This is a genomic window from Paenibacillus sp. FSL H8-0034, assembly GCF_038000305.1.
GTDB lineage: Bacteria > Bacillota > Bacilli > Paenibacillales > NBRC-103111 > Paenibacillus_S.
Window position 1 is genome coordinate 5,901,051 of sequence record NZ_JBBOBS010000001.1, and the last position, 26,389, is coordinate 5,927,439.

Here is a 26,389-nt window from a genome sequence, read left to right on the forward strand (position 1 = left end):
TTCCCGGATCATTCCTTACCTTGTAATAACACTTATCGATTTGGGTGCGTTCGGCAAGCTTGATCCCAATTCATACACCGTAGCTCCTGTTTTATTAACAATTTTCACATAAACCAGATCTACCACAGCCGGATTTGAAGCAGAGTTGCTTACGGTCAACGGAATTGTTACTAGTAGCTTCTGGCCGCTTACAGAAAGATTATTGATGGTTCCGGTCGTTGCTGTCGTTTCAAATTGTGAAGCGGCATAAATAAGTTCGTTTTGTGTGGAACCTGCATGCTGTGTTAACGTTTCTGCCATATTCGATCCATCGAAAACGGTGCCTGGCACGTCAGCTATAGCCGATGTACCCGTATAGCTCAAGGAATTGTTATAAACCAGATGCGCTTCCACCGCATAAAATTGGCTGGCATCCACAAAGTCATTTAAATTCAGGTTTAGATTGATGATATTGCCGCTTGGTCCACCTACCTGAGAAATCGTAATATTAGCAGGACTAGCAGGACTGCTGCTAACTGTAATTTGTGGAATCGATACTGCCATGCTAACTTTACCTGCACGCTCAGTTTGAGCCGTTAAGTTGTATATCCCATTTGCTAAAGAAATATTGAAAACGACATCCGTTTCCCCTTGTCCGGGCGCACTTGCAAGCAGGGTAGTACCATTCATGATTTGAATCGTCGAGGTCGAGGCAGCCCTCAATTTCAGCTCGATATTGCCATTAGCACTCGTTATCGCTTGCGTAGGACTGATCAGTGAAGGGACCTGAGGAACCGGGTTGCTGTTGTTATTGTTGGTGCTTCCACCCGTGCTTCCACCGGTACTTCCGCCAGTGCCCCCTCCTGTATTTCCATTTGTTCCGCTTCCTGTTTGTGGAGGTGTGGTAGACGTATTATTTGATTTGTTCTGTTCGTACACAGCTCTCTCAGCAGCAGACAACTGCTTGAGGTATTCTGCCTCCGCGAGCTTCGCAGCCTCATCTGCTGCTTTTTTATTAGCTTCTTGCAAACGCTGTTTTTCTTTGGCTAGCGCGTCCAGAATTGCTTTATATTTATCAAGCTTCTCCTGTTCAAGCCTTTTCTGTTCAGCTAGCTTACGTTCTTTTTCTGCTTTCAGCTTATCTAATTCGGCCTGCTTTTGTTTTTCTTTTTCCGGATCCAAGCCTGCTGTGCGGTCAAGAGGTTCAACTTTATTCAAATCAATCTTTTTGTCATTATCAATAATCTTGGCATTAGCCTCAGCCACGATTTGATTCATTTTATCCGGATCGATTTTCTTTTGATCTAACGCTGTTTTGATAATGTTGCCAATAATGTTATCCAAGTTTTTGCTGATCTTGTTCAAAGTCTCAATGTCGTTGATCGTCAATGTGGAATTGCCTGTGTCCGCTTTGTTTTTTTCAGCAATTTCAGCTTTTTTCTTTTCAATAAACTCCGCGTTTTCTTTATCGATTTCCGCTTTGTTCTTGATGATAGCTTCCAATAATTCAGGAGAGGATCTTTCTACCAATTGAAAAATATCAATAATCTCCGTCTTCATAGCCACATCTGTTATTTCGTCACGACCTGTTAAGTTGATTTGCTGTGTAGGCAATAGCAATGTCTCATTGATATTCTGCGGATTGCTGGTATCCGGTTGTTGGTACGTAGTTGTTGTCGTCAGAACGGCACCTGCTCCAACCACGACAAAAGTCTCACCCGTTACAGGATTAACGCCTGTGTAAAATTGCGTCCCTTTGACCCCCATCGTTGCCGTAGGTGTCTCAACTTCGAACTCATCCTCCGCACCAACCAATGATTTAACCTTTACCCACATGGAACCCGCCCAAGAGGATACCTTGGACTGCTTGCCGCTGCCTTCGTTAGCCAAGTCAGTAACACTCACCTCGGCATTATCTCCAATAGTAATTTCATCATCATGGTCAGCTATTCTTACAACAGCTGAAGAGCCTGCTCCCGTAGAAATAACATCCCCTTGATTCAAAGTCATGTCACCATAGGCCGTGTAAGACTTGGAGCCTCCCGATTTTTTAACGGTTACATCACCTTTAACATTAACAATTATAGCGGTCCGTGTGCTCTTGGCCTGGATGGGCTCAGGTAATACGACAGACAGGAGGGAAAATATCATACTAAATGCTACAAATAAAGACAAAAATGATTTGCTGCTACCCATCCTTATCCTGTTCCAATATCCCACAATGAATCTCCTCTCATCTTCTATCTGACTATGTTTGAATAATCTGACTCTCTCTACCAATTGTAATTTGAGAGACTTCAAATGGCAATGCAAAATTTGACACATTATGAGACCTTGTCCCGCTTTTTCCCCTCTCCAGGAGCCCCTGTTATACTCACTACTTCAAACAGTTTGAGTGGGGCACTTTTCCCCTTCATCAGCTTCTCCCCAGCGAATTCATATTCGAAATAATCCTTCGTTAAATCGTAGGTAGATTCAGAAACCCAAACCTTGTTTGGACGCGCATTGGATTCAATTCTCGCGGCTGTATTTACATTGTCTCCGATGGCCGTGTAGTCCACACGAAGATAAGAACCAATATTGCCAACAACAACATCACCGGTATTGATCCCGATCCGAATGCTCAAGGTAACACCATACTTGGCTTCAACATCTCTGCGGATCTGCTCCATCCCCTCCTGTATTTCAAAGCCGGTTTTGACTGCGTAGTAAGCATGATCGGGCACATCCAACGGTGCATTGTACAGGATCATTGCAGCATCACCGATAAACTTGTCAATCGTCCCGCGGTTCTGCAGGGTAACCTCGGTAATCAGGTTAAACATCATATTCAGAAAGTCGACGACCTCTTCCGGCTTCAGCTTCTCTGATAGTGGTGTAAATCCGCTGACATCCAGAAACAATAAGGACAATTCCCTTTTGATACCGCCAAGCTGAATTTCCGAGTCGCTTTTAGCAATTTCTTTAACCAGATCAGGTGAAATATATCGTCCAAATTGCTTGGTGATGTAATTTTTTTGCTTCGTCTCAAAATAGGTTTTCATCGCGATATTGCCAATATAGGAAATTAATCCGCTTAAAACAGCTCCAATGGTGTCCAGGTATTGATCGTTATATGTAAATGTTATGTATTGCAGTGCCAAAAGACCCAAGGATACAACAAACACCAATACGATGCTTGTAATCGGTTTAAGTCTCCATGTGAGGAAACCGAACAGCACAATCATCAGAGCAGACATCGCCAACGTAATCACACCGCTGACAGGAACAATGACCTTTTGATTCAAAACCTGATTCAGGATGTTCGCATGCGCATAAACCAGATGCATGTGGCGTTCAATAGGTGTGATCCCTTCATCGGAGCCAGGTGCCGTATACCCAACCAGAATAATACGATCCTTGAACACCTGTGGAGGAATTTCTCCTTTCAACACCTTGGCGAATGGAATGGTCTCAAAATCAAATTCTTTCCCTTCCCATTTGATCAGCATTTCCGACTTGGGGCGATTTTGAAGCACGGGGAGGTTCAAATACTTCGATACATCAACTCCAGCCACCTGTGCCAATGCCAGACCAAGCGTCGGGAAAATGCCATCAGGTGTATTGATTTGCATCCAGTTAGTGCGAATAACTCCGTCTGTGTCAAAGGCCGCATTGATGTGTGCCTTGTTGACTGATTTTTGAATCATCGGAATCGGTTGATCCGTTTTGCGGGCCATAATGAGCTCGCCTTCCTTAACCTTGCTTGATCGGTCAAAGTCACCCTCCAAATCGGCGTGGGAAGGAAAAATAATATTTTTGTGCTTGGTCAGCTCATCTGCAAGCAGCTTATCGCTTTCCGGGAAGTTGCTCTCGGTATAGAGCTCAATATCAAAGCCGATCGCTTTGGCACCAGCCGCTTCAAGCCGACTGATCAGTTGAGCATACACCTTACGATCCCACGGATATGGGCCGACTTCTTTAATAGAGGTGGTGTCGATCCCGATTACCAGAATATCTTCATGTGGAGCCCCGGACATCGATTGCTTCATATTAATGTCGAAAACTTGGTCGGATAGTACCTTCCACAGTCCGAATACGAGAAAAACCAGACAAATAAATACAACAAGTGCATTACCTATAATTATGACGGCAGATTTGCTGACACCTTTTTTCATTTTTTGCCCCCTTACCCAAAGTTTCGCTCTAATATTACCATACTTTTTTCCCTAAACACATAAATTTCGCATAACTTCACAAAAAAAAGACCTTTCTCCCAGGGCTTAGCTCCCAGTGGAAAAAGGCTTTGGTAAAAACTAATATAAGATGTTCAAAAATCTCTCTTGAACACGTTCTACTTAGTTGAATGGCGTATCTGCAACTTTGATTGAATCTGTAGGACAGCCATCTTGAGCATCCTGCAAATCATCGTACAAATCATCCGGAATTTCGGTTACACCTTTGTTGCCATCATTGTCGAAAATGACTTCCGCCAATCCTTCATCATCGTAATCATAAATGTCTGGTGCTGTAGCACCACAAGCGCCACAGGCGATACAGGTGTCTTTTTCTACCCAGGTATATTTTGCCATTGCTAGTTTCCCTCCTAAATTGTAAGCTCATCCTAGAATATAATATAAAACAAGCAAAAGTTCAATTAAAAAAGTAAATTAAGCTCACATACGACCTTGAATCCAACCTGCTATGGAAGCCAAATCATCAGGATCAAAAAAAGGCACTCCTTCAATACTATATGCTTTCAGAGCCTCAGGAGCTACAACAGCAATAGGCATCTGATTCAATTCAGTGAGAATATGTGCCTGCTCCTTATTGCGAAACAATGCCACTTGATCATGATTCCCTTTTTTGAACCCTTCTATTAGGATCAGGTCAAATTCTTCTGCTTGCAGCCTTGTCAGCATGACCTCAAGCGAAATGGATTCTCTTTGAATCCTGACGTAAGAATCCGGGGAAATAATGGCCACTGCTGCTGCACCAGCCTCCACAAATTGGGCGGAGTCGGCTCCGGACGCCTCTGTATAATGTCCATGAGCATCATGCTTCACTACTGCACATCGAATGTTCATGTGACTATAGTAGCTGACGAGTCTGGAAATCAGCCTTGTTTTGCCGCTGTTGGAAAAACCTGCGAAGCCAATCACAGCTGCCATGCCTACTCCTCCTCGAAACGTCGCTGTTTTAAGTGATCCATCTGCAAGGAAGTCCCTCTCAGCTTGTGGTTGCGAATTAAAGTGGATGGATCGTCGCCCAGCATACCCGCAGTTAAAACTGCATTTTCTCCGAACTTGTCACGCAGGGCATCCAGGGTTTGGACCAGCTTATCCTTCATTGGCTGCTTCTGGTAGTTGAACAAATCCAATTGTACAGCAGCTTCTTTTTTGTCCAACAAGTTTTGAAGGGTAATGCCCAGTAAACGAATCGGTTTACCTTGATGCCAATGCTCATCAAACAGCTTGCACGCTGTCCTGTATATATCTTCACGGATTTCGGTAGGGGTTGACAGCGTGGCCGCCCTTGTTATCGTTCTCATATCGGGATCACGAATCGTGATTGAAATCGTTTGAGACAGCAGCTGCTGCCTGCGCAATCGACGTCCCACCTGATCCGCCAAATTAAGAAATACTCTAAAAATCGCCGTTCGGTCCGTAAAATTAGTCGGTAATGTCGTTGTATGTCCTATGGATTTGCTCTGCTCTCGCTCCGAGTGAACCTCTGAAGCATCCTCTCCATTGGCAGCGTTCTTCAATATGGCTCCCATAATACCAAAGTGCTCAGACAGCAAGTGATCATCCGCCTTGGCGAGCTGACCCAATGTTTGAATATTCAACAGCCTCAGCTTGTCCGCAGTTTTACTGCCAATTCCGTAAAGCTGATTGCAGGGCTTGTCCCACAATACTTTGGAAACATCCCTTTTGCGCAAAATCGTGATTCCATTGGGCTTCTTCATATCCGAGGCCATCTTGGCCAGCAGCTTGTTGGGTGCTATTCCAATTGAACAAGGCAGCAATAATTCCCTACGAATTCGGGACTGGAGCTGCTCTGCAATCTCAATAGGCGTTCCAAATTGCTTGGAGCCGGTAATATCGATATAGCATTCATCAATGGACATCGCCTCAATCAGTGGGGAATAGTCATAGGCGATTTTCATAAACCTTTGTGAAAAATCACGATACAGATCAAAGTCAGGACGAATAAGAATCAAATCTGGACATTGCTTAAGCGCTTGCCCCACCTGCATGCCAGTCTTAACACCTTTGGCCCGAGCCGTATAGGAGCAGGTTACGACAATACCTTTGCGAAGCTCTACACTCCCGGCAACCGCTGTAGGCTTATTGCGATAAAGCTCAGGGTCTACAGCCTCGTGCACTGAGCAATAGAAAGCGTTCATATCGATATGCAAAATAACTCTCCCGTTTACCGGGTAAGCTTCATGATTTGTCTTAATCATATGGGGTACACATGGTTCGACAAATAAATTCTAAATGGGACGAGCCAGGCATATATTTAAATGTGATAGCTCTGGTTGCTTGAGTAGACAACAGTCATGCACCCCCATGAGTTAGCCTTACTTATTAAAATTAAAAAGCGTTTCACTCACAAGCATACCTTTCTACGGGTTTGAGGTCAACTGCCCAAACCGTCTATTTTGTGAAAACAATACCTTATCGATATTTGTTGTGGTATAATACTACATTATATTTCGTGAAAGCGTTCCAGGATCAGGAGGACTAGTTATGACTAAATTCGTTAAAATTTTTGATACTACTTTAAGAGATGGCACCCAAGGTGAAGGGATTAGCTTATCGGTCGAGGACAAGATGAAAATCGCCCGTAAACTGGACTCGCTTGGTGTTCACTATATAGAGGGTGGATGGCCAGGCAGCAACAACAAGGACATTGAGTTTTTTATGCGCGTGCATGAGCTTGAATTAAAAAATGCCAAAATCACCGCGTTCGGAAGCACACGCCGTAAAGGCATCCTTCCCGAAGATGATGTGAACCTGAATAGAATTTTAGAGGTCGGTGTTCCTGTCGCGACGATTTTCGGGAAATCATGGGATTTCCATGTTCATCATGCCATCCAAACGACACTTGAAGAAAATCTTGCGATGATTTACGATTCCGTTCACTACTTAAAAAGCAAAGGCCTTGAAGTCATCTATGACGCCGAGCATTTCTTTGACGGCTATAAAAATAATGCCGAATACGCGCTGCAAACGATCAAGCAGGCTGAGAAAGCCGGAGCTGATTGGATTGTATTGTGTGATACCAATGGCGGTTCACTGCCCCATGAGGTCACGGAAATTGTCACAGAGGTTAGAAAGACTATTTCAATCCCGATCGGGATTCATGCCCATAATGACTGTGAGGTTGGCGTAGCGAACAGCCTGGCTGCTGTAATGGCAGGAGCAACGCAAGTACAAGGTACAATCAATGGCTTTGGTGAGCGCTGCGGCAACGCTAATTTGTGCTCGATCATTCCTAATCTGCAATTAAAGCTGAACTATTCCTGTATCAGCGCTTCACAGCTTGAAAGCCTGACAAGCGTAGCCAAATATGTCAGTGAGATTGCTAACATGCATTTACCTGTCAATCAAGCTTATATCGGCTCTGCAGCTTTTGCCCATAAAGGCGGCATTCACGTCTCAGCGATTATGCGGAACGCGAGCACCTATGAACATATCACACCTGAGCTCGTCGGAAACAAACAGCGTGTTCTTGTATCCGAATTGGCAGGTCAGAGCAATCTGGTGTTCAAGGCACAAGAGCTTGGCATTGACTTTAACAGCAGCAATCAGGAATCCCGTCAGCTTATTGAGCAAATCAAAGAGATGGAGCATCAAGGCTACCAATTCGAAGGTGCCGATGCTTCTCTGGAGCTTTTGATTCGTGATGCCTACGGAAATTCCGAGGAAGTATTTGTACTCGAATCGTTCAAGATTATGGTTGTGAAGACGATTAATCAGCCAGTTGTTACTGAGGCTATCGTGAAGCTGAAGGTCAATGGCGAGTCCGTCTATAATGCGGCAGAGGGCAATGGTCCTGTGAACGCTCTGGATAATGCGCTGCGCAAATGTTTGTTGCAATATTATCCTGCTCTGGAGAATATTCATCTTAGCGACTACAAGGTTCGCGTTCTGGATGAAAAAGATAATACGGCGGGTAAAGTCCGCGTTCTGATAGAATCTTCTGACTTTGACAACACCTGGAGCACAATTGGTGTTTCCGCCAATATTATCGAAGCCAGCTGGCAGGCATTAACCGACAGTATTCGTTACGCTTTAATCGGCAAACCAAGAACTCAAGTGCAGCCTGAAGAGCAAAAAGAACGTTTGGGACTCGTTAATCATTAAGCTGCAGCCATTCATATGTATTCAAAAACCGCCATTGTGATGTATCCATCACAATGGCGGTTTTTGGTCTTTATTGAGCAGCAGCCTGATTTTGGCTTCCAACGATTTTGCTGGCAGTACATGAATGACATCGACCAGTACACCCTCTTTATTGATCAGAAAGCTCGTAGGAACAACCTGCAGCCGATAGCGTTCTGCTGTAAGTCCCTTCGAGTCCAATAACACCGGAAAAGTCAGTCCGTATTGCTTCACAAAACCTTGCACATCCTGTAAACGATCTCCCTTCGTTACATTAACCGCATAGATGTCCAATTCATCCTTATAGGCTTCATACATACGATTTAGATCTGGTGCCTCTTCATGACAAGGACCGCACCACGAAGCCCAGAAATTGATTATAAGCGGCTTATCCCTTGCCCCTCCCACATGATAACTCTTACCGTCCAAGCCTTGTAAATCAAACTCAGGAGCCGGCTGATTACGTGCTGCGGCCGGACCGATACTTGCTGCTGCCAAAGATTTGTGGGCATTCAGCTTGTCCAAACTCACCATTTCTCCCATCAGCATCAAAGCAATCATCACCGCTATTGTTGTTAGCTTCACTACCCTACTCCCTTTCCGAAATCAGGTTATATCGTTATTATGGCCCAGAACCACGAAAAGAATGACTTTCTCGGTAATAGGGTACTTTAGTGGTATCAAACCTTATAAGGGAGATTGACGGATGGAACAAACAAAAAAAAGAAAGCTTGGCATATCCTTCGACAACAGCAAGACGCCTGACTCCCCAAGCTCCAAGGGACACGGCCGGGAGTTTATTGCCATTGCAAGTGTTCCTATCGTATTGGTACTTGGCAATTCCATGCTCGTTCCTATTTTACCTGATTTACAGGAAAAGCTTGGGGTGAGTCAATTTCAAAGCAGTCTTGTGATTTCCTTATTTTCGGTAACGGCTGGACTCATCATCCCGATATCGGGGTATTTATCCGATCGGTTCTCCAGGAAGGCAATTATGATCCCCTCTTTAATTATATACGGCGCTGCCGGTGTCTTGGCAGGTTTGGGAGCCGTCTGGAACTCATACAGCATTCTCATTATAGCAAGAGCGATTCAGGGGCTAGGGGCAGCAGGGACAGCTCCCATTGCCATGGCCTTAGCCGGAGATTTATTCAAAGGGGCCACGGAAAGCAAGGTGCTTGGCTTAACCGAAGCTTCCAATGGATTCGGTAAAGTGGTTAGCCCTATTCTCGGCTCGCTGTTAGCACTAATCGTCTGGTATGCAGCTTTTTTTGCTTTTCCGGTATTTTGCTTGCTGTCCTTGTTGGCTGTTATTTTTTTTCTGAAAGAACCAGCCAAAGAAAAGCAGCCACCAAAGCTCAAACCTTATTTGAAAAGCATCGGTGCCATTTTGCACGAAAAGGGACGCTGGCTCATCACTTCATTTTTTGCAGGATCACTTGCCTTGTTCGTCTTATTTGGTGTGCTTTTTTATTTATCAGACTTGCTTGAGAAACCACCCTATCTGATCGATGGCGTCAAAAAAGGCTTCGTGTTAGCTATTCCTTTGTTGGGTCTGGTCATTACGTCCTACACCACAGGAACGTTGATCAAAAAAAATGGAACCCTTATGCGCTGGCTGATGAATATCGGTCTTTCCTTAATGACGCTTTCACTTGGTGCCTGCATTCTGCTGCACGATAAAAACTTACCGCTCCTGATTGGCTTGCTTACCCTCAGCAGTGTCGGTACAGGCCTTTTACTGCCTTGTTTGAACACCATGATTACCGGCTCTGTCGAGCGGGAGCAGCGCGGTATGATCACATCGATCTATAGCAGCTTGCGCTTTCTTGGAGTCGCTATGGGTCCGCCCTTGTTCAGCTGGATGATGGATATTTCACACCGAATTATATTTATATCTGTGACCTCACTATGTCTGATAGCTCTAGCCTTTGTGTTTTTTCTTGTTAAGCCGGAAGGGACCATCAGCTAACAGTATTCTTTCTAACCTTATCGCATTCCGTTATACTGAGAGTCATACGTCACTGCATAAGGATGTTGACTCTCATGTATACATCAATCCTCTTAACAAGCTCTGTCCGGGAGACAGTCATCAGTCATTGCATAGCAAATAAGCCGATGGAAGCATGCGGCTTTCTGTTGGGATGTATCGATGTCACCCAGATCCGTATTACCGCTTTTGTACCTGTTGCTAATGCTTCCAGGCATCCTGAGAGACAATTTTCCATGCACGCTTCGGATATGATCCCCATTATATTAAACAACACCTGCACGATTGTGGGGATTCTTCATTCCCATCCAAACGCCGCGGCCACTCCCTCTTCAGAGGATCTGTCCACAACCTGGTATAATATCCCGTCTCATTGGATCGTATCGCTGCAGCAGCCCAAGATCGAAATCGCCGCTTACCAGTACACGCACAATTATCAAAGCCCAAATAGCTGTAATGAAACACAAACTACCAAATTCCCCCAAAAGCAGGCTCAATATCATCCTATCCCGATCTTTTTAATAGAAGATGAATAACGAATTTCGTTCCAAGCAATAAAACACCCTCCATCCGGTCTATACAAGACCTGTGAAAGATGTTTAATGGTTGCCAAGATGCGTATATAAATCACCCAGTGAATGAATGTCTCTGGATCTGATCTCATTCATGTAGCTGCTCCATAACTTAGCGGTCATTAAAGCATCCTCTAAAGCATGGTGTCGCAGCGAAATATCAATACCATAAAATTGCAGCAGCGTATCCAAATCATATTTACCCAGCTTCGGATTCAACCACTTACCGATCATCATCGTATCAATCATCCGGTGTGAAAGACTTACCTTTGAGGTTTTCCATAATGCCGAGTTTAAGAAATGCTTATCATGACCGGTTCCATGAGCTACCAGCACCTTCTGCTGTACAAATTCCAGAAAAGCTCTCAACCCTTGGTACAAATCCGGCGCTTGATCAGCCATCTCATTCGTAATTCCTGTCAGCTCGACCACCTGTTCGGGAATTAACCGCTTCGGATTGACAAGACTATAAAAGCTCTGATCCTCCATTATGGCATCACCGTTGACAGCCACTGCACCTACAGAGATAATCTCATCACCATTGTAAGGCGAAAATCCAGTCGTTTCCAGATCAAACACGACCAATTCCACCGTATCCAGAGGGATATCATAAAGTGAATTTTTCCTCTGCTCCTTCATCATCGACCGCATGAAAGCCATCTGTTGAGCACTCTGGACATCAAACATTGAAGTAAGGGCTGGTGTAATCCCACCCATTTTATATAAATGCCACATCCTGCCTGCAGGTCTCATATCCTTCATAATGAGGTTCACCTAACCTTTATCCAGCTCTTTGGATATCATCTTTTTTACATATTTTTGCAAATCATTGCCAATTCGCAAGCACAGCTTTAATTCATTAATCCGTTGTTTGGTAAGTCCGTCCGCGGTCAGCTTACCTCTGGACGTGTATTGGTTTTCCTCTAATTGAAAAGGAGTTAAAGAACGCAGCTTCAAAGCAATCGATAATGCCTCAAGCCAATCATAGGCTATTTCCTCTTCTACATGACCATACTGCTGCAGCTTTAAAATTCTTTGCTCAGTTGAAGATTCATTCACATCAGCCTGTATAGCTAATAGACGAACTCCATTAACAATAGGGATATAAGCACCGTACTTGATATCCACGCCTCCTGCATCCTCACCATATCTCTCTTTAATCAATTGTCCGAACAAACCAAGTGAAATCTTATGATGAAGTGTGTTGTGCAGCATGTGTTCCAGCATAATAGGATGCTTGTCGATATAAGCAAACAACTCATCCATGAGATCATTAACCAAACCTTCGTCTCCATAAATAAATCGCATGTCCGCCAAAATAAGCAAGTAACGAACATTTTCCCAATGTGGGTCCTGCAGCCATTCATGAAGCATCGAGCGATAACCGCTGTACGTATTTCTCCATCGATCATTCGTACAGATCACATCACCCGAGCAAGGAGGATAACCCAACTCAATCAGCATGCTGCTAATACGCTGTGTCAATATTTTAAAATATAAATCTGCCCGCTTTGAGGCTGCTTCGTCTGCAGGCTCTGCATAGATCAAGCCATTATCCTGATCACTCCACAACGTCTGCTCACGTCGGCCTCCACTGCCAAAAAGCACAAAGGCATAAGGCTCTGGAGAAGCACCCTGCTCAGCATGAACAACGGCTTGTGCAAGCTCGATCGTTTGATGGATCAACCAGTCATGGACCTGATTCAATTCACGGTTCCAATCCAGTGAATGAGAAAGAAGGAGACGTTGCTCGAATTCCTCATGCAGCTGATCCCGTAAACGTCGAAGCTGCTCCATATCGCCAGCTTTCTCGATTTCCATACGAATCATATCCAATGAGAGAGGTTTCATGCGCGTCTCCTTCAATCTACAGTTATTTAATTAAATGATTCACAAATTCAAGCTTTATGCAGACGTTGTACCGGCTTGAACTGCTTTTTTCATTTGCTCCGGATAGCCGTAAGTCCCATGCTCGGAAAGATCCAGACCAATAATTTCTTCTTCTTCAGTAACTCGCAAGCCGATAGTTGCTTTCAAAATACCAAGAATGATGAAGGAAAGTACGAGTACGAACAAGAATGCACCGAATACGCCGAGAGCTTGAATACCTAATTGGTGGAATCCACCGCCGTACAATAAACCAGCTCCACCTACACCAACTGATTCCGCCAACTGTGGTGTAGCAAAAATTCCTGTTGACAATGTTCCCCAAATCCCTGCGATACCATGAACCGAGAAAGCATAGATCGGATCATCAACACCCATCTTTTCAAACCATTGAGCCGTAAAGAATGTAATAATACCGGAAATCGCACCGATGATAATAGCATCACGAGGAGTTACGAAAGCGCAAGCTGCTGTAATCGCCACAAGCGCGGCAAGTACACCGTTCAACATGCTAGGAATGTCCGCTTTACCAAAGTACATCCATGATACCACCAGCGCCGCTACTGCACCAGCTGCTGCTGCAAGGTTCGTCGTCAAGGCTACATAACCGAAGAAACCATCGCCAGTTGCACTTAGCGTAGAGCCAGCGTTAAATCCAAACCAGCCGATCCAGAGAATAATAACACCAAGGACCGATAATACTTGGTTATGTCCGGGAATCAGATTAGGAGTTTTATCTTTATTATACTTGCCAATCCGCGGTTTAAGCAGGATCGTGGCTACCAATGCTGCTGTAGCGCCTTGTAAGTGAACAACGGTCGAGCCTGCAAAGTCCTGCATACCCAACGCGCCAAGCCAGCCGCCGCCCCATACCCAGTGAGCAACCACAGGATAAATCAGCACAGTGAACAATATACCGAAAATGAAGTAAACAGGAAGCTTACCACGTTCTGCAAAACCACCCCAAGCAATGGCAAGTGAAACTCCAGCAAAAGCTAATTGGAACAAGAACAAGATACTGATTGGAATCGGTGATTCTGCAAACACACTGATTGAAGCTGCTGTTTGCTCGGCCGTTCCATCCAGGAAGAACCCGCCAGTGCCTACAAAGGCGTTACCATCTCCGAAAGCTAAACCGAACCCTACCGCCCAGAACGCGATCGCACATAGACCGAAGGTTAAAATTGTTTTACCGGCAACATGACCAGCATTTTTCATACGTGTCGAGCCTGCTTCCAGCAATGCAAAACCTGCTTGCATGAAGATAACCAGTATGGCACCTAACATGACCCAAACGGAGTCAATCGCAGCCGCCAGCTGAGCAGGTGTTTTATCATCTGCAGCAAAAGCGAGGGTAGGTACTAGCAGCGACATGGCGCCAGTGGAGAATATTAACTTCTTTAACATGGTCGACACTTCCTTTTTAATGTTAGTTTATATAACATGTTCTGCAACTCTTATTGCCATTATAACCAGCTTTGTTGGATTTGACAATAGGATTTTATTGAATAAATAGTTAAAAACGAAAAATAACCTGACATGAATTAAGCATAATTCGGTTTTTCTAGTAATATGATAGCAATTTCCAAGAAAAATCAGCTTTATATATGACACAGACCCATTAATTTATTGGATATTTTGTATTTGTTCAGCTCACTTGATGTTAGGTATGTTCATTCTTTTTCCAAAATAGCATAACGTTTGACTGTATGGTTTGCTTTCAGGTATCATAAATACTAAAGAACGACATGATTACATACTTTAATGTAAGTCCTACTTATTATAGAGGGGCTTGCCGTTATTGAATTTCATTAGGGGTGATGTGAATGGGGATATGAAATTGTATAGAATCGGTGAGCTGGCACGCTTATCTGAAGTCAGCCCCAGAACAATCGACTATTACACCAAAATCGGCTTGATCGATCCGGAGACGAGATCCGATACCAATTATCGCTTGTATAGCGATGAAACGTTAATGCGTCTTAAACGTATTGAAATTATGAAAAAGGACAAATATACTTTGGAAGAAATCAAGGCAAGCTTATTATCCTGGACCAAGGTGAGTCACAATGAGCTTGTAACGGATAAGCTAACTTCTATCCAGGTTCATCTTCAACAGCTGCAGCGGGAAGTTCAAGAGATTCGTCCTATTATAGATAAGATGAAGCCTGCGCAGATGAAAAAAATGAACAAGGTACTCACTCCTCACACGGTGGCCTGCATCGAAGCCTTGCTCTTGCTTCTGGGTAAAAGTCCCCTATCTTAAAGATACTGGAGGTCTAGCAGCATGTTTTTTCACCCTTTGGATTATTTGATCATCGTTGCTTTCATCCTTTCCTTATGGGCCCAATTTCGTGTAAAAGGAACCTTCAATAAATGGTCTCAGGTTCATGCATCTGCAGGGCTCACAGGAGCCGAGGCAGCCCGCCGCATGCTCGATGCCAACGGTTTGTACGATATACCTGTCGAGCCCGTTCAAGGCAGCCTCACCGATCACTACGATCCAAGCCATCGTGTCGTGCGTTTATCAGAGCCGGTGTATTACGAAACGTCCATTTCAGCCATATCGGTCGCTTGTCACGAGGTCGGTCACGCCATTCAGCACAAACTGAGCTATCCCATGCTTTCATTCCGGCACTTTATGTTTCCCGCGGTTAACTTCGCATCCGGCATTGCTCCATTTCTCATCATGGCAGGATTGTTTTTTCAGCAATTTAATTTTCTGCTCGGTATTGGCATCATCTTCTTTTCAGCAGCAGTTGCCTTTCAGCTTGTAACGCTTCCGGTGGAGTTCAATGCAAGCAATCGTGCCAAAGAGCTCATGATTTCCCAAGGCTTTATTCGAAATGACGAGAAAAAAGGTGTTTCCAAAGTACTTAACGCCGCTGCACTTACCTATGTGGCCGCTGCACTGATTTCTCTACTTCAGCTTCTCAAGTACATCATGATTTTCAACAACCGCAGGGATTAAAAAAAAGCTGGTCCTCCAACGCTCAAACGAGCAGGAAGGCCAGCTTTTTCAGTTTTCTAGTTCTCTTGAAAATGATCAAATAAAAAATGCTGAAACATTTCAGCAACAAGCGGCAGCTTGTCCCCGGTTCTTTGAATTAATCCTACACTACGAGTCACCGAAGGTTCAATAACCCTCACCTTGGCTGGCTGGAGCTGGCTAATTTCAGTTAAGGCCATCTCCGGCAGCAGACTTACCCCTACTCCCGCAGCCACTAATCCACGGATCGTATCCGTCTCTTCGCCCTCAAAACCAATCCGCGGGACAAAACCCGCCTTTGCACATGCTTCCAATACAATATTTCGAAGTGAATATTCATCACTAAACATAACAAACGATTCTTCTCTGAGCTGCTCAAGCCTGATCGTCTCATTGTCTGCCAGTTTATGTCCTTGCGGCAATATAGCATACAACTCCTCCTGCAAAAGCAGTCTGCCGCTAACATAAAGATGCTTTTCAGGAAAAGGAGAAATAAAAGATAAATCAATCTCTCCCTTCATCACATCGCGAATGAGACTGTTATACGTTCCCTGTCGCAGCCTGAATTTCACATTGGGATGCGATTGACGAAAGCTCGCAACTACAGTCGGTATCAAGTAGATCCCCAGGCTATGCGGGAAACCAATACGAATCTCCCCCGCCTCAGGGTCCAGAAATTCCCTGACCTCACTGACCGCACGCTCCATATCAGCCAAGACCACTTCGATGCGTTCAAGAAACAGCTTACCTACTGAAGTGAGCTGCAGATTGCGTCCTTTACGTACAAACAGAGGTACCCCCAATTCTTCCTCAAGCTGATGAATTTGTCGGCTAATCGCTGATTGTGCAACGTGTAGCTCTTCTGCAGCATTGGTTACATGCTGTTTTCTTGCCACTTTCACAAAATATTGAAGCTGCCTTAACTCCACACGATTGATCTCCCTTCGATTGGACAAATTCCTTTTAAAAAGTTTATAATAAAACTTGGTGAAATACCAATCATTCTCATAAGATAATAAGGAGGCCCAATTAACATGGCACAAGAGCGTACAGGTGTAGCAACCCTGAAAGGCAATGCGATAACTTTAGTTGGCAATGAAGTTAAGACAGGCGACAAAGCTCCAGATTTCACTGTTAACAAAAATTTGTTGGAGCAAGCAACACTGGCTGACTATGCAGGCAAAGTCAAGCTGATCAGCGTGGTCCCTTCTCTTGACACAGGCGTTTGTGACGCTCAAACTCGCCGATTCAACGAAGAAGCAGCTAAATTGGGCGATAATGTTGTCGTACTGACAATCAGCGTTGACCTTCCTTTTGCACAAGCCCGCTGGTGCGGAGCAGCCGGTATCGATAAAGTTATTACACTTTCCGATTACAAAAACCATTCCTTCGGATTAGCATATGGCGTATTGATCAAGGAGATTCAATTATTGATGAGATCTATCTTTGTTCTTGATGCGAATGATACCGTACAATATGTTGAATACCTAGGTGAAATGACAGAACATCCTAATTATGAAAATGCCATCGAAGCTGTTAAAAAGCTCGTATAATTCAATTTAGTGGAAAGTCTAACTTTCCATGACATAAAAACAGCGGGAGAAGCCAAGCTTCCCCCGCTGTTTTTATGTAAACCTACATTAGATGACCTTACAAACCTTGCAATCAGCTTGCCTGCTTTTTTAATTAATCCTCTTTGTAAGCGGCAAGCCTTTTGTCTAACTGTTTGTATATTTCCAGGATGGTGCGGTAATTGGATCCAAGGTCCCCGAGCGACCCTCGAGAAGCCGAATAAATATCGATAGCTGTTTTTAGTGGGTTTATCCCGAATAAGGTTAATGTAATATCTTGCGTCCGACCTGTAACTGTCTTTTTCTCTACAACGATTTCCCCTACATTTCTTACCTCATGGAGAAGCTTGTACCCATTCATTTTCTTAAACATATTAGTAACTTCATCCCAAACTTGATCCATAGAAAGCTTATAATACCGGGTCTTTAATGCCGGATCCTTGGCTTTCTCTCCTGTCCCATCGTGACTGCGAATTAGGCCGATTAAGGTTCGCTTTAACAAAGCTTTCCCCCCTCATGAGAAGTGCAAAATATAATCTGTAAACACTATCTTTAATCATACCATTGTTTGTTCGGTTGAGAAAGTATTATTTCACACTTTAGACAAACTATGTGATTCATATTAAAATTCTTTACAATTTTATGACAGTTATTCTATTTGTATGGCACATGCAGCAGGATTTCATAAATTCATTGCGAATATATGTATAGAATCATTTGTTTATTAAATAAACAAAGTTCCTATATTACATTTCGAGGTGAACCCCATTGACTTACTTTTTAGGTATTGATTTAGGAACATCAGCAGTTAAATGTATTTTGGTTGATGATCAGGGAAAGGTCAAAGCAAGCCACAGCGAGGAATATCCACTTCTGCAGCCTGAACCCGGCTGGGCCGAGCAGCACCCCGAGGACTGGTGGAAAGGTACAGTGGCAAGTGTAGTGGCCTTATTAGCAAAAGCATCGATTGCGGGCGATGAGGTAGCAGGCATCGGATTATCAGGCCAAATGCACGGCTCTGTATTCCTTGATTCCGAGCTGCAGGTTGTACGTCCGGCCTTATTATGGTGCGACCAGCGTACAGCTGCAGAATGCGACTTCATCGAGCAGGCAGTTGGAGGTCAGGCTGAGCTCGGCCGATTAACAGGCAACAAGGCATTAACCGGCTTCACAGCGCCCAAGGTGATTTGGCTTCGAAATCATGAACCTGAGCACTATCGTCAAACCCAACATTTGCTGCTGCCAAAAGACTATGTACGTTTACAGCTGACAGGGGCTCTTGGTATGGATGTAGCGGATGCCAGCGGTACTTTATTGTTGGATGTTGCCGGGCGCAAGTGGTCTGAGGATGTCGTCAATCGTCTTGATATTCCGATGGAGTGGCTGCCTCCCTTATTCGAAAGCAATGAAGTAGCAGGTTATCTACTCGCTGAGATTGCCGAGCTGACTGGACTTAAGACCGGCACACCCGTCGTAGCGGGTGGCGGAGACCAAGCATGCGGTGCAGTAGGTGTTGGTGTTGTGCGTGAAGGAATAGCTTCTGTAGCTCTTGGCACTTCCGGTGTTGTGTTCGTTCATGATGACAGCTATCAGATGGATCCCGCATGCAGACTTCACTCCTTTTGCCATGGGGTTCCAGGAAAGTGGCATCGGATGGGTGTCATGCTTGCCGCCGGAGGTTCATTTCAATGGTGGAAAAACCATTTTGCATTTGAAGAGCTGCAGCAGGCAGAGGCTGAAGGACGCGATGTTTATGAGTTTTTAACAGCACTTGCAGAAAGTGCTCCTTTGGGCAGCGAGGGACTGCTCTTTATGCCATATTTGACGGGAGAGCGCACACCACATCCCGATCCTAAGGCGCGTGGAGGCTTCATAGGCCTGAATCTTCGTCATGGTAAAGCCCATTTAACGAGAGCTGTGCTCGAAGGCATTACATTTGGGCTGAGAGATTCCATGGAGCTCATCAAAGCCTCAGGTATTGAGATCAAGGAGCTTCGTGTAAGCGGCGGCGGTGCGCGCAGCTTATTTTGGAGACAGATGATTGCCGATATATTTGGTTATCCAGTAATTACAGTTAATTCAACGGACGGACCCGCTTATGGCGCTGCTGTCATGGCCGCCTCAGGCGTGCTTCAACAAGAGATTAGCGACCTCTGCGAACGATGGATCGAGACCGTAGAACGGGTGGATCCAAATCCACAGCGGCAGGCTCAATATGAGAAATATTATGAGGTTTATCAGACGTTGTATCCCACATTAAAAAACACGATGCATCAACTCAACGATCTCGTTTCCTCATAATCTCAACCTATGATCTTACTGTTACTCCATTTCCAAACAAACAAAAACCAGTCACAACACCATATTCGGTGTTGGACTGGTTTTTGCGTTTAAAGCAATAATTTCCGAGGAAATAATATGTACTTGGAATATTCGGCTGAATTATATGTATTTGTTAATAGGACGCAAAAAAACCCGCAAATGCCGTCCGGTTTAGCGCTTCAAACCCGCTCTCGCAGGTGGGTGTCCGCAAAACCACTTTTGAGGTCCCTTTTCGAGGGCATGTCAGCCATGGTTTAATATAGGTCTCCCAAGAAACAGTCATTGGTTCAAAACAACTTAAAACCGTAACGAACATCGCAGGATTTTTTTGTACCCTTATTATATGATTTTGAGGCATAATTGTAAACCTCAGTCTCGCATTGATTATATCCAGGTCAGGATAGTTATGGTTTATCCGTTTTGTTTTCTTCTTCCGAGTCTTTTTTATCCAGGTTAATCGTCGGCAGTAAACGGCTATCCTGATCATTCTCTGATGCTCCCAGTGCTTCAACACCCGACTCAGCATTCGCTTTACGAGCAGCCTCCTCGGCTTCCTCAGCAGCTTTCTCCTCCAAAGCCTGCTGCTTGGTTTGCAGCTTGCCGAATATGAGATTAAAGTGCCAAAACGAAATAACCGCGATTAGACTTCCCATAAAGAATGGGATTAAAAAAGTAAATTGTGTAAAGCTGATATACACCACAAATCCGTTACAAATGATCATCGACAAAGAACGAATCGGATGCCCGATCGAAATCAATACCGCATTTTTCAGGACTTGAAAAAATTTCATGTGCAAATGGCTAATGATCGAAAAGAAATGAAAGAACGAAACTCCAATTAAAGCTGTAAGCGTCAACACTAAAAATTTTAAAACTCCAAAGGTTCCTGTCTGACTACCGTAAAATTTAAAGTTCGTATACAGGATGACTGCGATTAAAGCATACACAATACCACCCAGCATGCTCTGTACGAAGTTCTCTTTGTAACCTCTGAAAAAGGTTTTTAATAAAGGTGCATCCTCTTCGCCAGTCAACCATTTCCGAGCAACGGCAAACATCGCAGCGGTCGAAGGAAACAAGGTAAACGGCGATACAATGGCAATCAGAATCAAAGTCGACATCAACTGATCCAACGATTCCGTTTGCAATAAAAGCAGACCTAACAGGAAAAAGGGAAGCGCACATATTACCCATAATACGTTAATAACAGATAACCGCATAATCCATTCCGATATACGGTAAAACCCTCCCATGATACCTCTAAATTCCAAAACAATGCCCTCCTCGTTCATATGCGTAACTGAAAAATTCGTATATCGTATATTATAGCTTATTTTAGCATTGGAAGGTAGCAAAACAAAAGGTGAAGCTTGAAACGCAAGCTTCACCTCGAGAGCATTAGTTTTTCACAAGATCTTCATTGGGACGAGCAGATGTGGTGCGGTTAAAACCACGATCCCGACCATAATCACGGCCTTCATTGCGATTGCTGCTGCCACGGTTGTCGCGACCTTCACGTGAGGAGTAGTCACGGCTTCCACCGCCGCTGCTGCCACTGCGTGGAGGTCTCGAACCGCCACTACTGGAACCAGAAGAACGATCATAAGGTCTGCCGCTGCCACCGCTGCGAGCGCCAGCTGCTGTACCGTAGCTGCCAGTCGGCTTGCGTCCGGAGCTGCGTACATCTTGTCTTCTCTTCTTGGCGCGTAACGGCTCTTCAGGAGTCAATTCAATATTGACTTCTTTCTTGTCGCCAGTTAACAATTTCAATGCTGCTGCCAACAGGTGAACGGAATCGTGCTGCTCCAGCAATTGAATAGCCAGGCCTTTATATTCATTGTGATCGTCTTTGTCCAACAGATCCAGGATACGCTCAGCTGTCATTTTTTGCTTGCCTTCGATAGCTTCAGCAATACTTGGCATTGGCTTCTTGGCGATCTTTTGACGAGTCAATTTCTCGATAAAGTTCAGGTGGTCGATTTCTCTTGGTGTAACGAAGGTGTAAGCTGCGCCTTCTTTACCTGCACGACCTGTACGACCGATACGGTGAACATAGCTTTCAGGATCCTGCGGCAAATCGAAGTTGATTACATGAGTAACACCGGAAACGTCCAGACCACGAGCTGCAACGTCGGTAGCTACCAATACATCAATACTTCCGTCACGGAATTTACGCATTACATTATCGCGCTGATTTTGTGACAAGTCACCGTGTAAACCTTCTGCTGTATAGCCGCGTTTTTGCAAGCCTTCTGCCAATTCGTCAACCCGGCGTTTTGTACGTCCAAATATGATGGCCAATTCAGGTGAGTCCATGTCAATCAAACGACACAAAGTATCGAATTTTTGTCTTTCCTGCAATTCAATGTACGATTGATCGATCAAAGGTGCACTCATTTGCTTAGGAATCACAGATACATGCTCTGGATTGCGTAAAAATTGTTGTGCCAATCTTTGGATGTTGGTTGGCATTGTTGCTGAGAACAGCATCGTTTGACGTTCCGAAGGTACCAGCTTCAGGATGGACTGGATGTCCTCCATGAAACCCATGTCCAGCATTTCGTCTGCTTCATCAAGGATAACCGTTTGTACGTCATCCAGCTTGATTGTTTTTCTGTTGATGTGATCAAGCAACCGTCCAGGTGTACCGATAATGATTTGCGGTCTTTTTTTCAAAGCACGAATTTGCTTCACGATATCTTGACCGCCATAGATTGGCAAAGAGCGAATGCCCTTGAATCTGCCAAGCTTTTCGATTTCTTCTGCAACCTGTATGGCCAGCTCACGAGTCGGGCACATAATCAAAGCGACGATTCTGTCTTCTTTAACGTCGATTTTGTTTACTAATGGAATACCGAATGCTGCCGTTTTCCCTGTACCGGTTTGCGCTTGGCCGATTAAATCGCGATTGTCCATTGCGATAGGCATAGCTTTTTCTTGAATCGGTGTCGATTCCTCAAAGCCCATCTCTGTAATGGCACGCAATACCGTTGGGTCCAAGCCGAATTCACTAAAATTTTTCAAATGTTTTCATTCTCCTTTTAGGGTGTTGTTTGTATATACCCTTAAGTGCGACTCCTATATCCTTTTTTGTATCTATAAAATGCGTCCGAAGCATTCGTAATTACATACGCAAGGCCGTACTTAAGAATATCTTTAGTATTGTACCATAAACTCTAAAAATATTCCAGAAATTTCAGATGACCATGAATAATAATAACCCGTTTGAAACCTGCACTACCTCTTAGTCGTATACATTAGTTATAATGTTGGTTAAGTTGTTATTTATTCAAGGTTGTATAAAGGAGAAATTGCTCATGTCGATTTGGAAAAGAGTCGGCTCTATTCTGAAGAGCCAAAAGGAACAACCTCCTGTGCAGGCATCCAATCCGATGGAGGACACTGTGGTTGGTGACATTGTGAATGTTGACCTTGAGGAGTATATTGTATCGGGAAAGCAGATTTATTTTGACCGCGGCTTCCCTCCCCATCGGATAGCTTATTATTTACAAAATGGCAACACCATTTCCTGCCTGCTGGTCGAGAAAGGCCGCACGTATGAATGCTTTATATGCGAATTCGTTGAAGGGGCTCTGGACAGTCCGAATGATGTTCCAACCTCCTTGGAAGTTAATGGGGGTATCACTTACACTCTGGAAAGCCAGCGAAGTGACCTGGTTCGAATAGAGGGGAACACTGATTTTCGCGGCAGTGAAGAGGTCATGCTCTGGAGATACTTTGGACCGGACGGACAATATTTCTTCCTGCAATGGCAGGATGGTAAGTTTGTTGCGATGGAAGGCACCAAAACACCGGCAGGACAAATCAAATTTATGAAAGGCAGCCGCTAGCAGGCGGTACAATACGGTACTTACCACCGTATGGAGGAGTGATGCTTTTTGAATAAAAGACGGGTTTCGTGGTTAGCTATCGTTCTCGTTTTTTCACTTATATTTCCTTTGCTCGTAGGCTGCAGCGATGCGGGTAACTTTGTAAAAGATAATTATTCGCTTGTTGATGTTCAAGGTCAAGGTAAAACCACAGCCAAGGTTTATTCCGTAGAAGGCAAGGACGTTCCTACGGTATCTAACGAGATTGCAGCCAATGAAAAACCAAAGGAAATGAGCAAGGAATCATTAGATCAAATGTTCCTTGTTTATAATAGTAGAATTATCAATGTACAAAAGGATCCTAACAAAGAAAATACCACTTTAGTTGAAATCGACAGCATTGAATACGCCAAAGAAAACTATGATTCATCCTTTCTTCAAGGGTACGTAGCAGCTTCGGTGCTGCAATCATTACTTGGAAGCGGCTGGTCTAGCGGAAATCGTTCAGGTTCTGATTACAAGGGTTACCGAACGACCCAGCGTTATGATGATTATGGCAAATATCAACAACCAGCAGCCAAGCCGCAGGCCTCACCCAAATCGACTCCTGTACCGACAACGACAGATCGCAAAGGAAGCTTTGGAACTACACCTGCTGCGCCGGCTCCATCTTCCAACAATAGCTCGAACAGCAGCCCGAAGCCAACAACGCCTGAACCAGGTAAAACGACAGCACCATCTGTATCGAATAACAAGGGCAGCTTTACAAGCCCTTCATCTTCATCGAAGTCATCTGGTTCGACATCAACAAAACCGTCTACATCATCGAAAAGCAGCAATATCAGGAAAAATGACGGCTCTACTTCATCCAACAAATCTTCAAGCAGCTCAAAACCCAGTACGAGCACACGCTCGGGGTCTTTTAAAAAGAAGTAATTTTAACCATTTCTATTTAGTTTCCTTGTGCTATAATAAAAGAGTAATCTCATTCATATCTTCAGCTTTACCTTTGTTCATCGTAAGTCAAACCTGATCTTCTCAAATAAGACGAGGAAGGGTGTTGCTTGTGGAAACAGTGAAGTTATCGACGATCGTGATGAGATTGACTCCCGAGTTGTATCCTTTCCTGACAAGGTCCGAGCTCGAATTTGAGATTGTACTTAGGAATGGGATTGAAGCGTTGGAAGCGGGAGATGCTATGGAAATCATTCAACACAGTATTTCGGAACAACAAAAAGACGCCTTTCTCCATTAAGGGGGCGTCTTTATTTTGGATTATGCAGAAATTGTTATGGTTTCGTAATAAATGACTGCTATGATATAATAAAAACATGTTATGATAGGTTTGTTAAACAAAATCGGAGGTGTATTACGTGGGAGCTTTATCTCCATGGCATATCATATTAATCGCTCTTGTTGCACTGCTGCTGTTCGGACCCAATAAATTGCCTGAATTAGGTCGCGGCTTCGGAAAAATGTTTCGCGAATTCAAAGAGGCAACTTCCGGTAACGGGTCTTCCTCAGATGAAACGACACCAACCCCGAAAAAAGAGCTGCATGAGGTCACCCAGGATTCCAGCAATCAGCATACCAAATAATGACGAATTGAATTAGAAAAAGCTTCGTTGAACGTTCAACGAAGACTTATACGACCAGCTGATTTCAAGGAATCAGTTGGTTTTTTTTGCTCTCAGCGTAATAACGTGGGTCCCAAGGAAAAGTACTGCAGCTAAAGCCGTCATACAAGCACCCAGTACATACATCCACTGCCCACCCCACATATCCTTGATGTAACCACCTACAAAACCTCCAGTAATACCTGCCAGCCCTAAAAAAACTGCTGAAAAAAGAGCTAATCCCGTCGAACGCATCTCCTCCGGCACCAATCGAACTGCATACTGCAGAGCCACAATCCAAAAAACCGCAAAAGTAATCGAATGCATTATCTGCATAAACATCAGCGCTGTTGGATCCGTAATCCAGCCGTACAGCAGCCAGCGTATGGTATACAGAATGGACACAACACCGAGCAGCGCCATTTCGTGATAGCGATTCATATATCTGCTCAGCAGGGCAAATGCAGGTATCTCGCCAACAGCAGCTATAGCCCATCCCCACCCGGCCATCGAGTCGCTCCCCCCAAGATCCTTCAAATAAAGCACAAATAGTCCGTCATTCATCCGGTGAGGAACCATCAATATGAAAATCAACAGTAAAAACCAGAGAAAGGGACGATTCTTCACGATGCTGCCTACTTCTTTTAGCGAAATTTTTTTGCCGCTTGTTTTGTCGTCTTTCAAAAACAGCAGCAAAATCAACGGCAATATCCAGGCAGCCCAATAAAGCCAGGCGATATGCTGCACCCCACCCAGTGCTTCAAGAATAAAACCGGATATAACTGCCGCTGCCGTAAATCCAATGGAGCCCCACAGTCTTACTGATCCGTACGACTTCCCATTGTGGGCAGCCCCCTTGATTGTCATACTGTCGAGCAGCGGCACTGCTGACAGCATAAAGAAATAAAGCATCAACATAAAAACAAACGCCCAAACATAAGCGTCCGTCTGAAAGATCCCTACACTAGAAGCAACCGTCAAGGCCCATAATCCGAAAATAATAAATTTGAGTGTGTTATAGCGGTCACTTAAATAACCCCACAACGGCTGCGCGAATATGGCCACGAAAGGACCTACCATCATCAGCAAACCGATTTGTGATGAAGAATAACCTTTTAAGCCAAAATAAAGAGGAAGAAAAGGCATCAGGACAGCTGAAGTTGCATAGTAGGTTAAGTTAAGGCCGCGCAGTGTCCAAATTTGTTTATTCATAACACCTATCCTTTGGGTAATATGTCACTATATCCGAAAATTCAACACA

General features: G+C 44.3%; 25 protein-coding genes and 1 other RNA gene. 11 read left to right on the plus strand and 15 right to left on the minus strand.

Annotated features, from left to right (window positions below):
* Window positions 1–15: 15 nt before the first annotated feature.
* From NST47_RS26645 to NST47_RS26665, 5 genes are all read right to left on the minus strand, one after another.
* A complete protein-coding gene (locus NST47_RS26645; protein WP_341157834.1) occupies window positions 16–2,175 on the minus strand; it encodes a FecR family protein in 2,160 nt (719 codons plus the stop codon).
* A 128-nt stretch (window positions 2,176–2,303) separates the two neighbouring features.
* The gene (locus NST47_RS26650; protein WP_341157835.1) at window positions 2,304–4,136 is read right to left on the minus strand and encodes a CHASE2 domain-containing protein; all 1,833 of its coding nucleotides are present in this window, start codon (window positions 4,134–4,136) and stop codon (window positions 2,304–2,306) included.
* 180 nt (window positions 4,137–4,316) lie between these two features.
* Window positions 4,317–4,550 (minus strand): ferredoxin, encoded by a 234-nt coding sequence (locus NST47_RS26655; RefSeq protein ID WP_076229215.1) that lies wholly within the window; start codon window positions 4,548–4,550, stop codon window positions 4,317–4,319.
* An 84-nt stretch (window positions 4,551–4,634) separates the two neighbouring features.
* Window positions 4,635–5,129 carry a molybdopterin-guanine dinucleotide biosynthesis protein B gene (gene mobB / locus NST47_RS26660; protein WP_341157836.1) on the minus strand — a complete coding sequence of 165 codons (495 nt, stop codon included), beginning with the start codon at window positions 5,127–5,129 and terminating at the stop codon, window positions 4,635–4,637.
* Window positions 5,130–5,131: 2 nt separating this feature from the next.
* Window positions 5,132–6,427, minus strand: a complete 1,296-nt coding sequence (locus NST47_RS26665) for a DNA polymerase IV (RefSeq protein WP_341157837.1) — start codon at window positions 6,425–6,427, stop codon at window positions 5,132–5,134.
* 286 nt (window positions 6,428–6,713) lie between these two features.
* Here NST47_RS26665 and cimA point away from each other — a divergent pair, with 286 nt between their 5' ends.
* Window positions 6,714–8,333, plus strand: coding sequence for a citramalate synthase (gene cimA / locus NST47_RS26670; protein ID WP_341157838.1), 1,620 nt, complete (start codon window positions 6,714–6,716; stop codon window positions 8,331–8,333).
* Window positions 8,334–8,381: 48 nt separating this feature from the next.
* Here the strand turns inward: cimA and NST47_RS26675 are convergent, their stop codons facing one another.
* Window positions 8,382–8,936, minus strand: a complete 555-nt coding sequence (locus tag NST47_RS26675; RefSeq protein ID WP_341157839.1) for a TlpA disulfide reductase family protein — start codon at window positions 8,934–8,936, stop codon at window positions 8,382–8,384.
* A gap of 121 nt (window positions 8,937–9,057) precedes the next feature.
* On the opposite strand from NST47_RS26675, the gene NST47_RS26680 reads away from it, so the two are divergent.
* On the plus strand, window positions 9,058–10,323 hold the full coding sequence (locus tag NST47_RS26680; protein ID WP_341157840.1) for an MFS transporter: 1,266 nt from the start codon (window positions 9,058–9,060) through the stop codon (window positions 10,321–10,323).
* Window positions 10,324–10,397: 74 nt separating this feature from the next.
* Complete coding sequence (locus tag NST47_RS26685) at window positions 10,398–10,877, plus strand: M67 family metallopeptidase (protein WP_341157841.1); 480 nt, start codon at window positions 10,398–10,400, stop codon at window positions 10,875–10,877.
* Window positions 10,878–10,940: 63 nt separating this feature from the next.
* On the opposite strand, the gene NST47_RS26690 is transcribed toward NST47_RS26685, so the two are convergent.
* The 3 genes from NST47_RS26690 to NST47_RS26700 are packed head-to-tail and all read right to left on the minus strand — an operon-like array spanning window position 10,941 to window position 14,207.
* Window positions 10,941–11,675 (minus strand): exonuclease domain-containing protein, encoded by a 735-nt coding sequence (locus tag NST47_RS26690; protein WP_341157842.1) that lies wholly within the window; start codon window positions 11,673–11,675, stop codon window positions 10,941–10,943.
* Window positions 11,676–11,687: 12 nt separating this feature from the next.
* On the minus strand, window positions 11,688–12,764 hold the full coding sequence (locus NST47_RS26695; RefSeq protein ID WP_341157843.1) for a DUF294 nucleotidyltransferase-like domain-containing protein: 1,077 nt from the start codon (window positions 12,762–12,764) through the stop codon (window positions 11,688–11,690).
* Between the two features lie 54 nt (window positions 12,765–12,818).
* Entirely contained in the window at window positions 12,819–14,207 is a 1,389-nt protein-coding gene (locus tag NST47_RS26700) for an ammonium transporter (RefSeq protein ID WP_341157844.1), read from the minus strand.
* Between the two features lie 427 nt (window positions 14,208–14,634).
* On the opposite strand from NST47_RS26700, the gene NST47_RS26705 reads away from it, so the two are divergent.
* Both NST47_RS26705 and NST47_RS26710 read left to right on the plus strand, forming a co-directional pair.
* Complete coding sequence (locus tag NST47_RS26705; protein WP_076229302.1) at window positions 14,635–15,066, plus strand: MerR family transcriptional regulator; 432 nt, start codon at window positions 14,635–14,637, stop codon at window positions 15,064–15,066.
* 21 nt (window positions 15,067–15,087) lie between these two features.
* A complete protein-coding gene (locus NST47_RS26710; protein ID WP_076229206.1) occupies window positions 15,088–15,771 on the plus strand; it encodes a zinc metallopeptidase in 684 nt (227 codons plus the stop codon).
* 56 nt (window positions 15,772–15,827) lie between these two features.
* Here NST47_RS26710 and NST47_RS26715 read toward each other — a convergent pair whose 3' ends face one another.
* Complete coding sequence (locus NST47_RS26715; protein WP_341157845.1) at window positions 15,828–16,718, minus strand: LysR family transcriptional regulator; 891 nt, start codon at window positions 16,716–16,718, stop codon at window positions 15,828–15,830.
* Between the two features lie 105 nt (window positions 16,719–16,823).
* On the opposite strand from NST47_RS26715, the gene tpx reads away from it, so the two are divergent.
* A complete protein-coding gene (gene tpx / locus NST47_RS26720; RefSeq protein WP_341157846.1) occupies window positions 16,824–17,342 on the plus strand; it encodes a thiol peroxidase in 519 nt (172 codons plus the stop codon).
* Between the two features lie 133 nt (window positions 17,343–17,475).
* Here tpx and NST47_RS26725 read toward each other — a convergent pair whose 3' ends face one another.
* Complete coding sequence (locus NST47_RS26725) at window positions 17,476–17,862, minus strand: DUF1499 domain-containing protein (RefSeq protein ID WP_076229203.1); 387 nt, start codon at window positions 17,860–17,862, stop codon at window positions 17,476–17,478.
* A 266-nt stretch (window positions 17,863–18,128) separates the two neighbouring features.
* Here NST47_RS26725 and xylB point away from each other — a divergent pair, with 266 nt between their 5' ends.
* Window positions 18,129–19,661: a xylulokinase gene (xylB, locus tag NST47_RS26730; RefSeq protein ID WP_341157847.1), complete on the plus strand. Its 1,533-nt coding sequence runs from the start codon at window positions 18,129–18,131 to the stop codon at window positions 19,659–19,661.
* 167 nt (window positions 19,662–19,828) lie between these two features.
* On the opposite strand, the gene ssrS is transcribed toward xylB, so the two are convergent.
* The 3 genes from ssrS to NST47_RS26745 form a co-directional block, all read right to left on the minus strand.
* Window positions 19,829–20,009, minus strand: a non-coding RNA gene (gene ssrS, locus NST47_RS26735) — 6S RNA.
* Window positions 20,010–20,086: 77 nt separating this feature from the next.
* Entirely contained in the window at window positions 20,087–20,953 is an 867-nt protein-coding gene (locus tag NST47_RS26740) for a YesL family protein (RefSeq protein WP_341157848.1), read from the minus strand.
* Window positions 20,954–21,080: 127 nt separating this feature from the next.
* Window positions 21,081–22,706 (minus strand): DEAD/DEAH box helicase, encoded by a 1,626-nt coding sequence (locus NST47_RS26745; RefSeq protein ID WP_076229201.1) that lies wholly within the window; start codon window positions 22,704–22,706, stop codon window positions 21,081–21,083.
* 293 nt (window positions 22,707–22,999) lie between these two features.
* Between NST47_RS26745 and NST47_RS26750 the strand changes: the two genes are divergently transcribed.
* The 4 genes from NST47_RS26750 (at window position 23,000) to tatA (ending at window position 25,110) form a co-directional block, all read left to right on the plus strand.
* Window positions 23,000–23,533, plus strand: a complete 534-nt coding sequence (locus NST47_RS26750) for a DUF4178 domain-containing protein (protein ID WP_341157849.1) — start codon at window positions 23,000–23,002, stop codon at window positions 23,531–23,533.
* Window positions 23,534–23,581: 48 nt separating this feature from the next.
* The gene (locus NST47_RS26755; protein ID WP_341157850.1) at window positions 23,582–24,448 is read left to right on the plus strand and encodes a DUF4247 domain-containing protein; all 867 of its coding nucleotides are present in this window, start codon (window positions 23,582–23,584) and stop codon (window positions 24,446–24,448) included.
* A gap of 124 nt (window positions 24,449–24,572) precedes the next feature.
* Complete coding sequence (locus NST47_RS26760; protein ID WP_076229199.1) at window positions 24,573–24,767, plus strand: hypothetical protein; 195 nt, start codon at window positions 24,573–24,575, stop codon at window positions 24,765–24,767.
* Window positions 24,768–24,885: 118 nt separating this feature from the next.
* Window positions 24,886–25,110, plus strand: coding sequence for a twin-arginine translocase TatA/TatE family subunit (gene tatA / locus NST47_RS26765; protein WP_076229198.1), 225 nt, complete (start codon window positions 24,886–24,888; stop codon window positions 25,108–25,110).
* A gap of 72 nt (window positions 25,111–25,182) precedes the next feature.
* Here the strand turns inward: tatA and NST47_RS26770 are convergent, their stop codons facing one another.
* Window positions 25,183–26,340 (minus strand): MFS transporter, encoded by a 1,158-nt coding sequence (locus tag NST47_RS26770; protein ID WP_341157851.1) that lies wholly within the window; start codon window positions 26,338–26,340, stop codon window positions 25,183–25,185.
* Window positions 26,341–26,389: the final 49 nt, after the last annotated feature.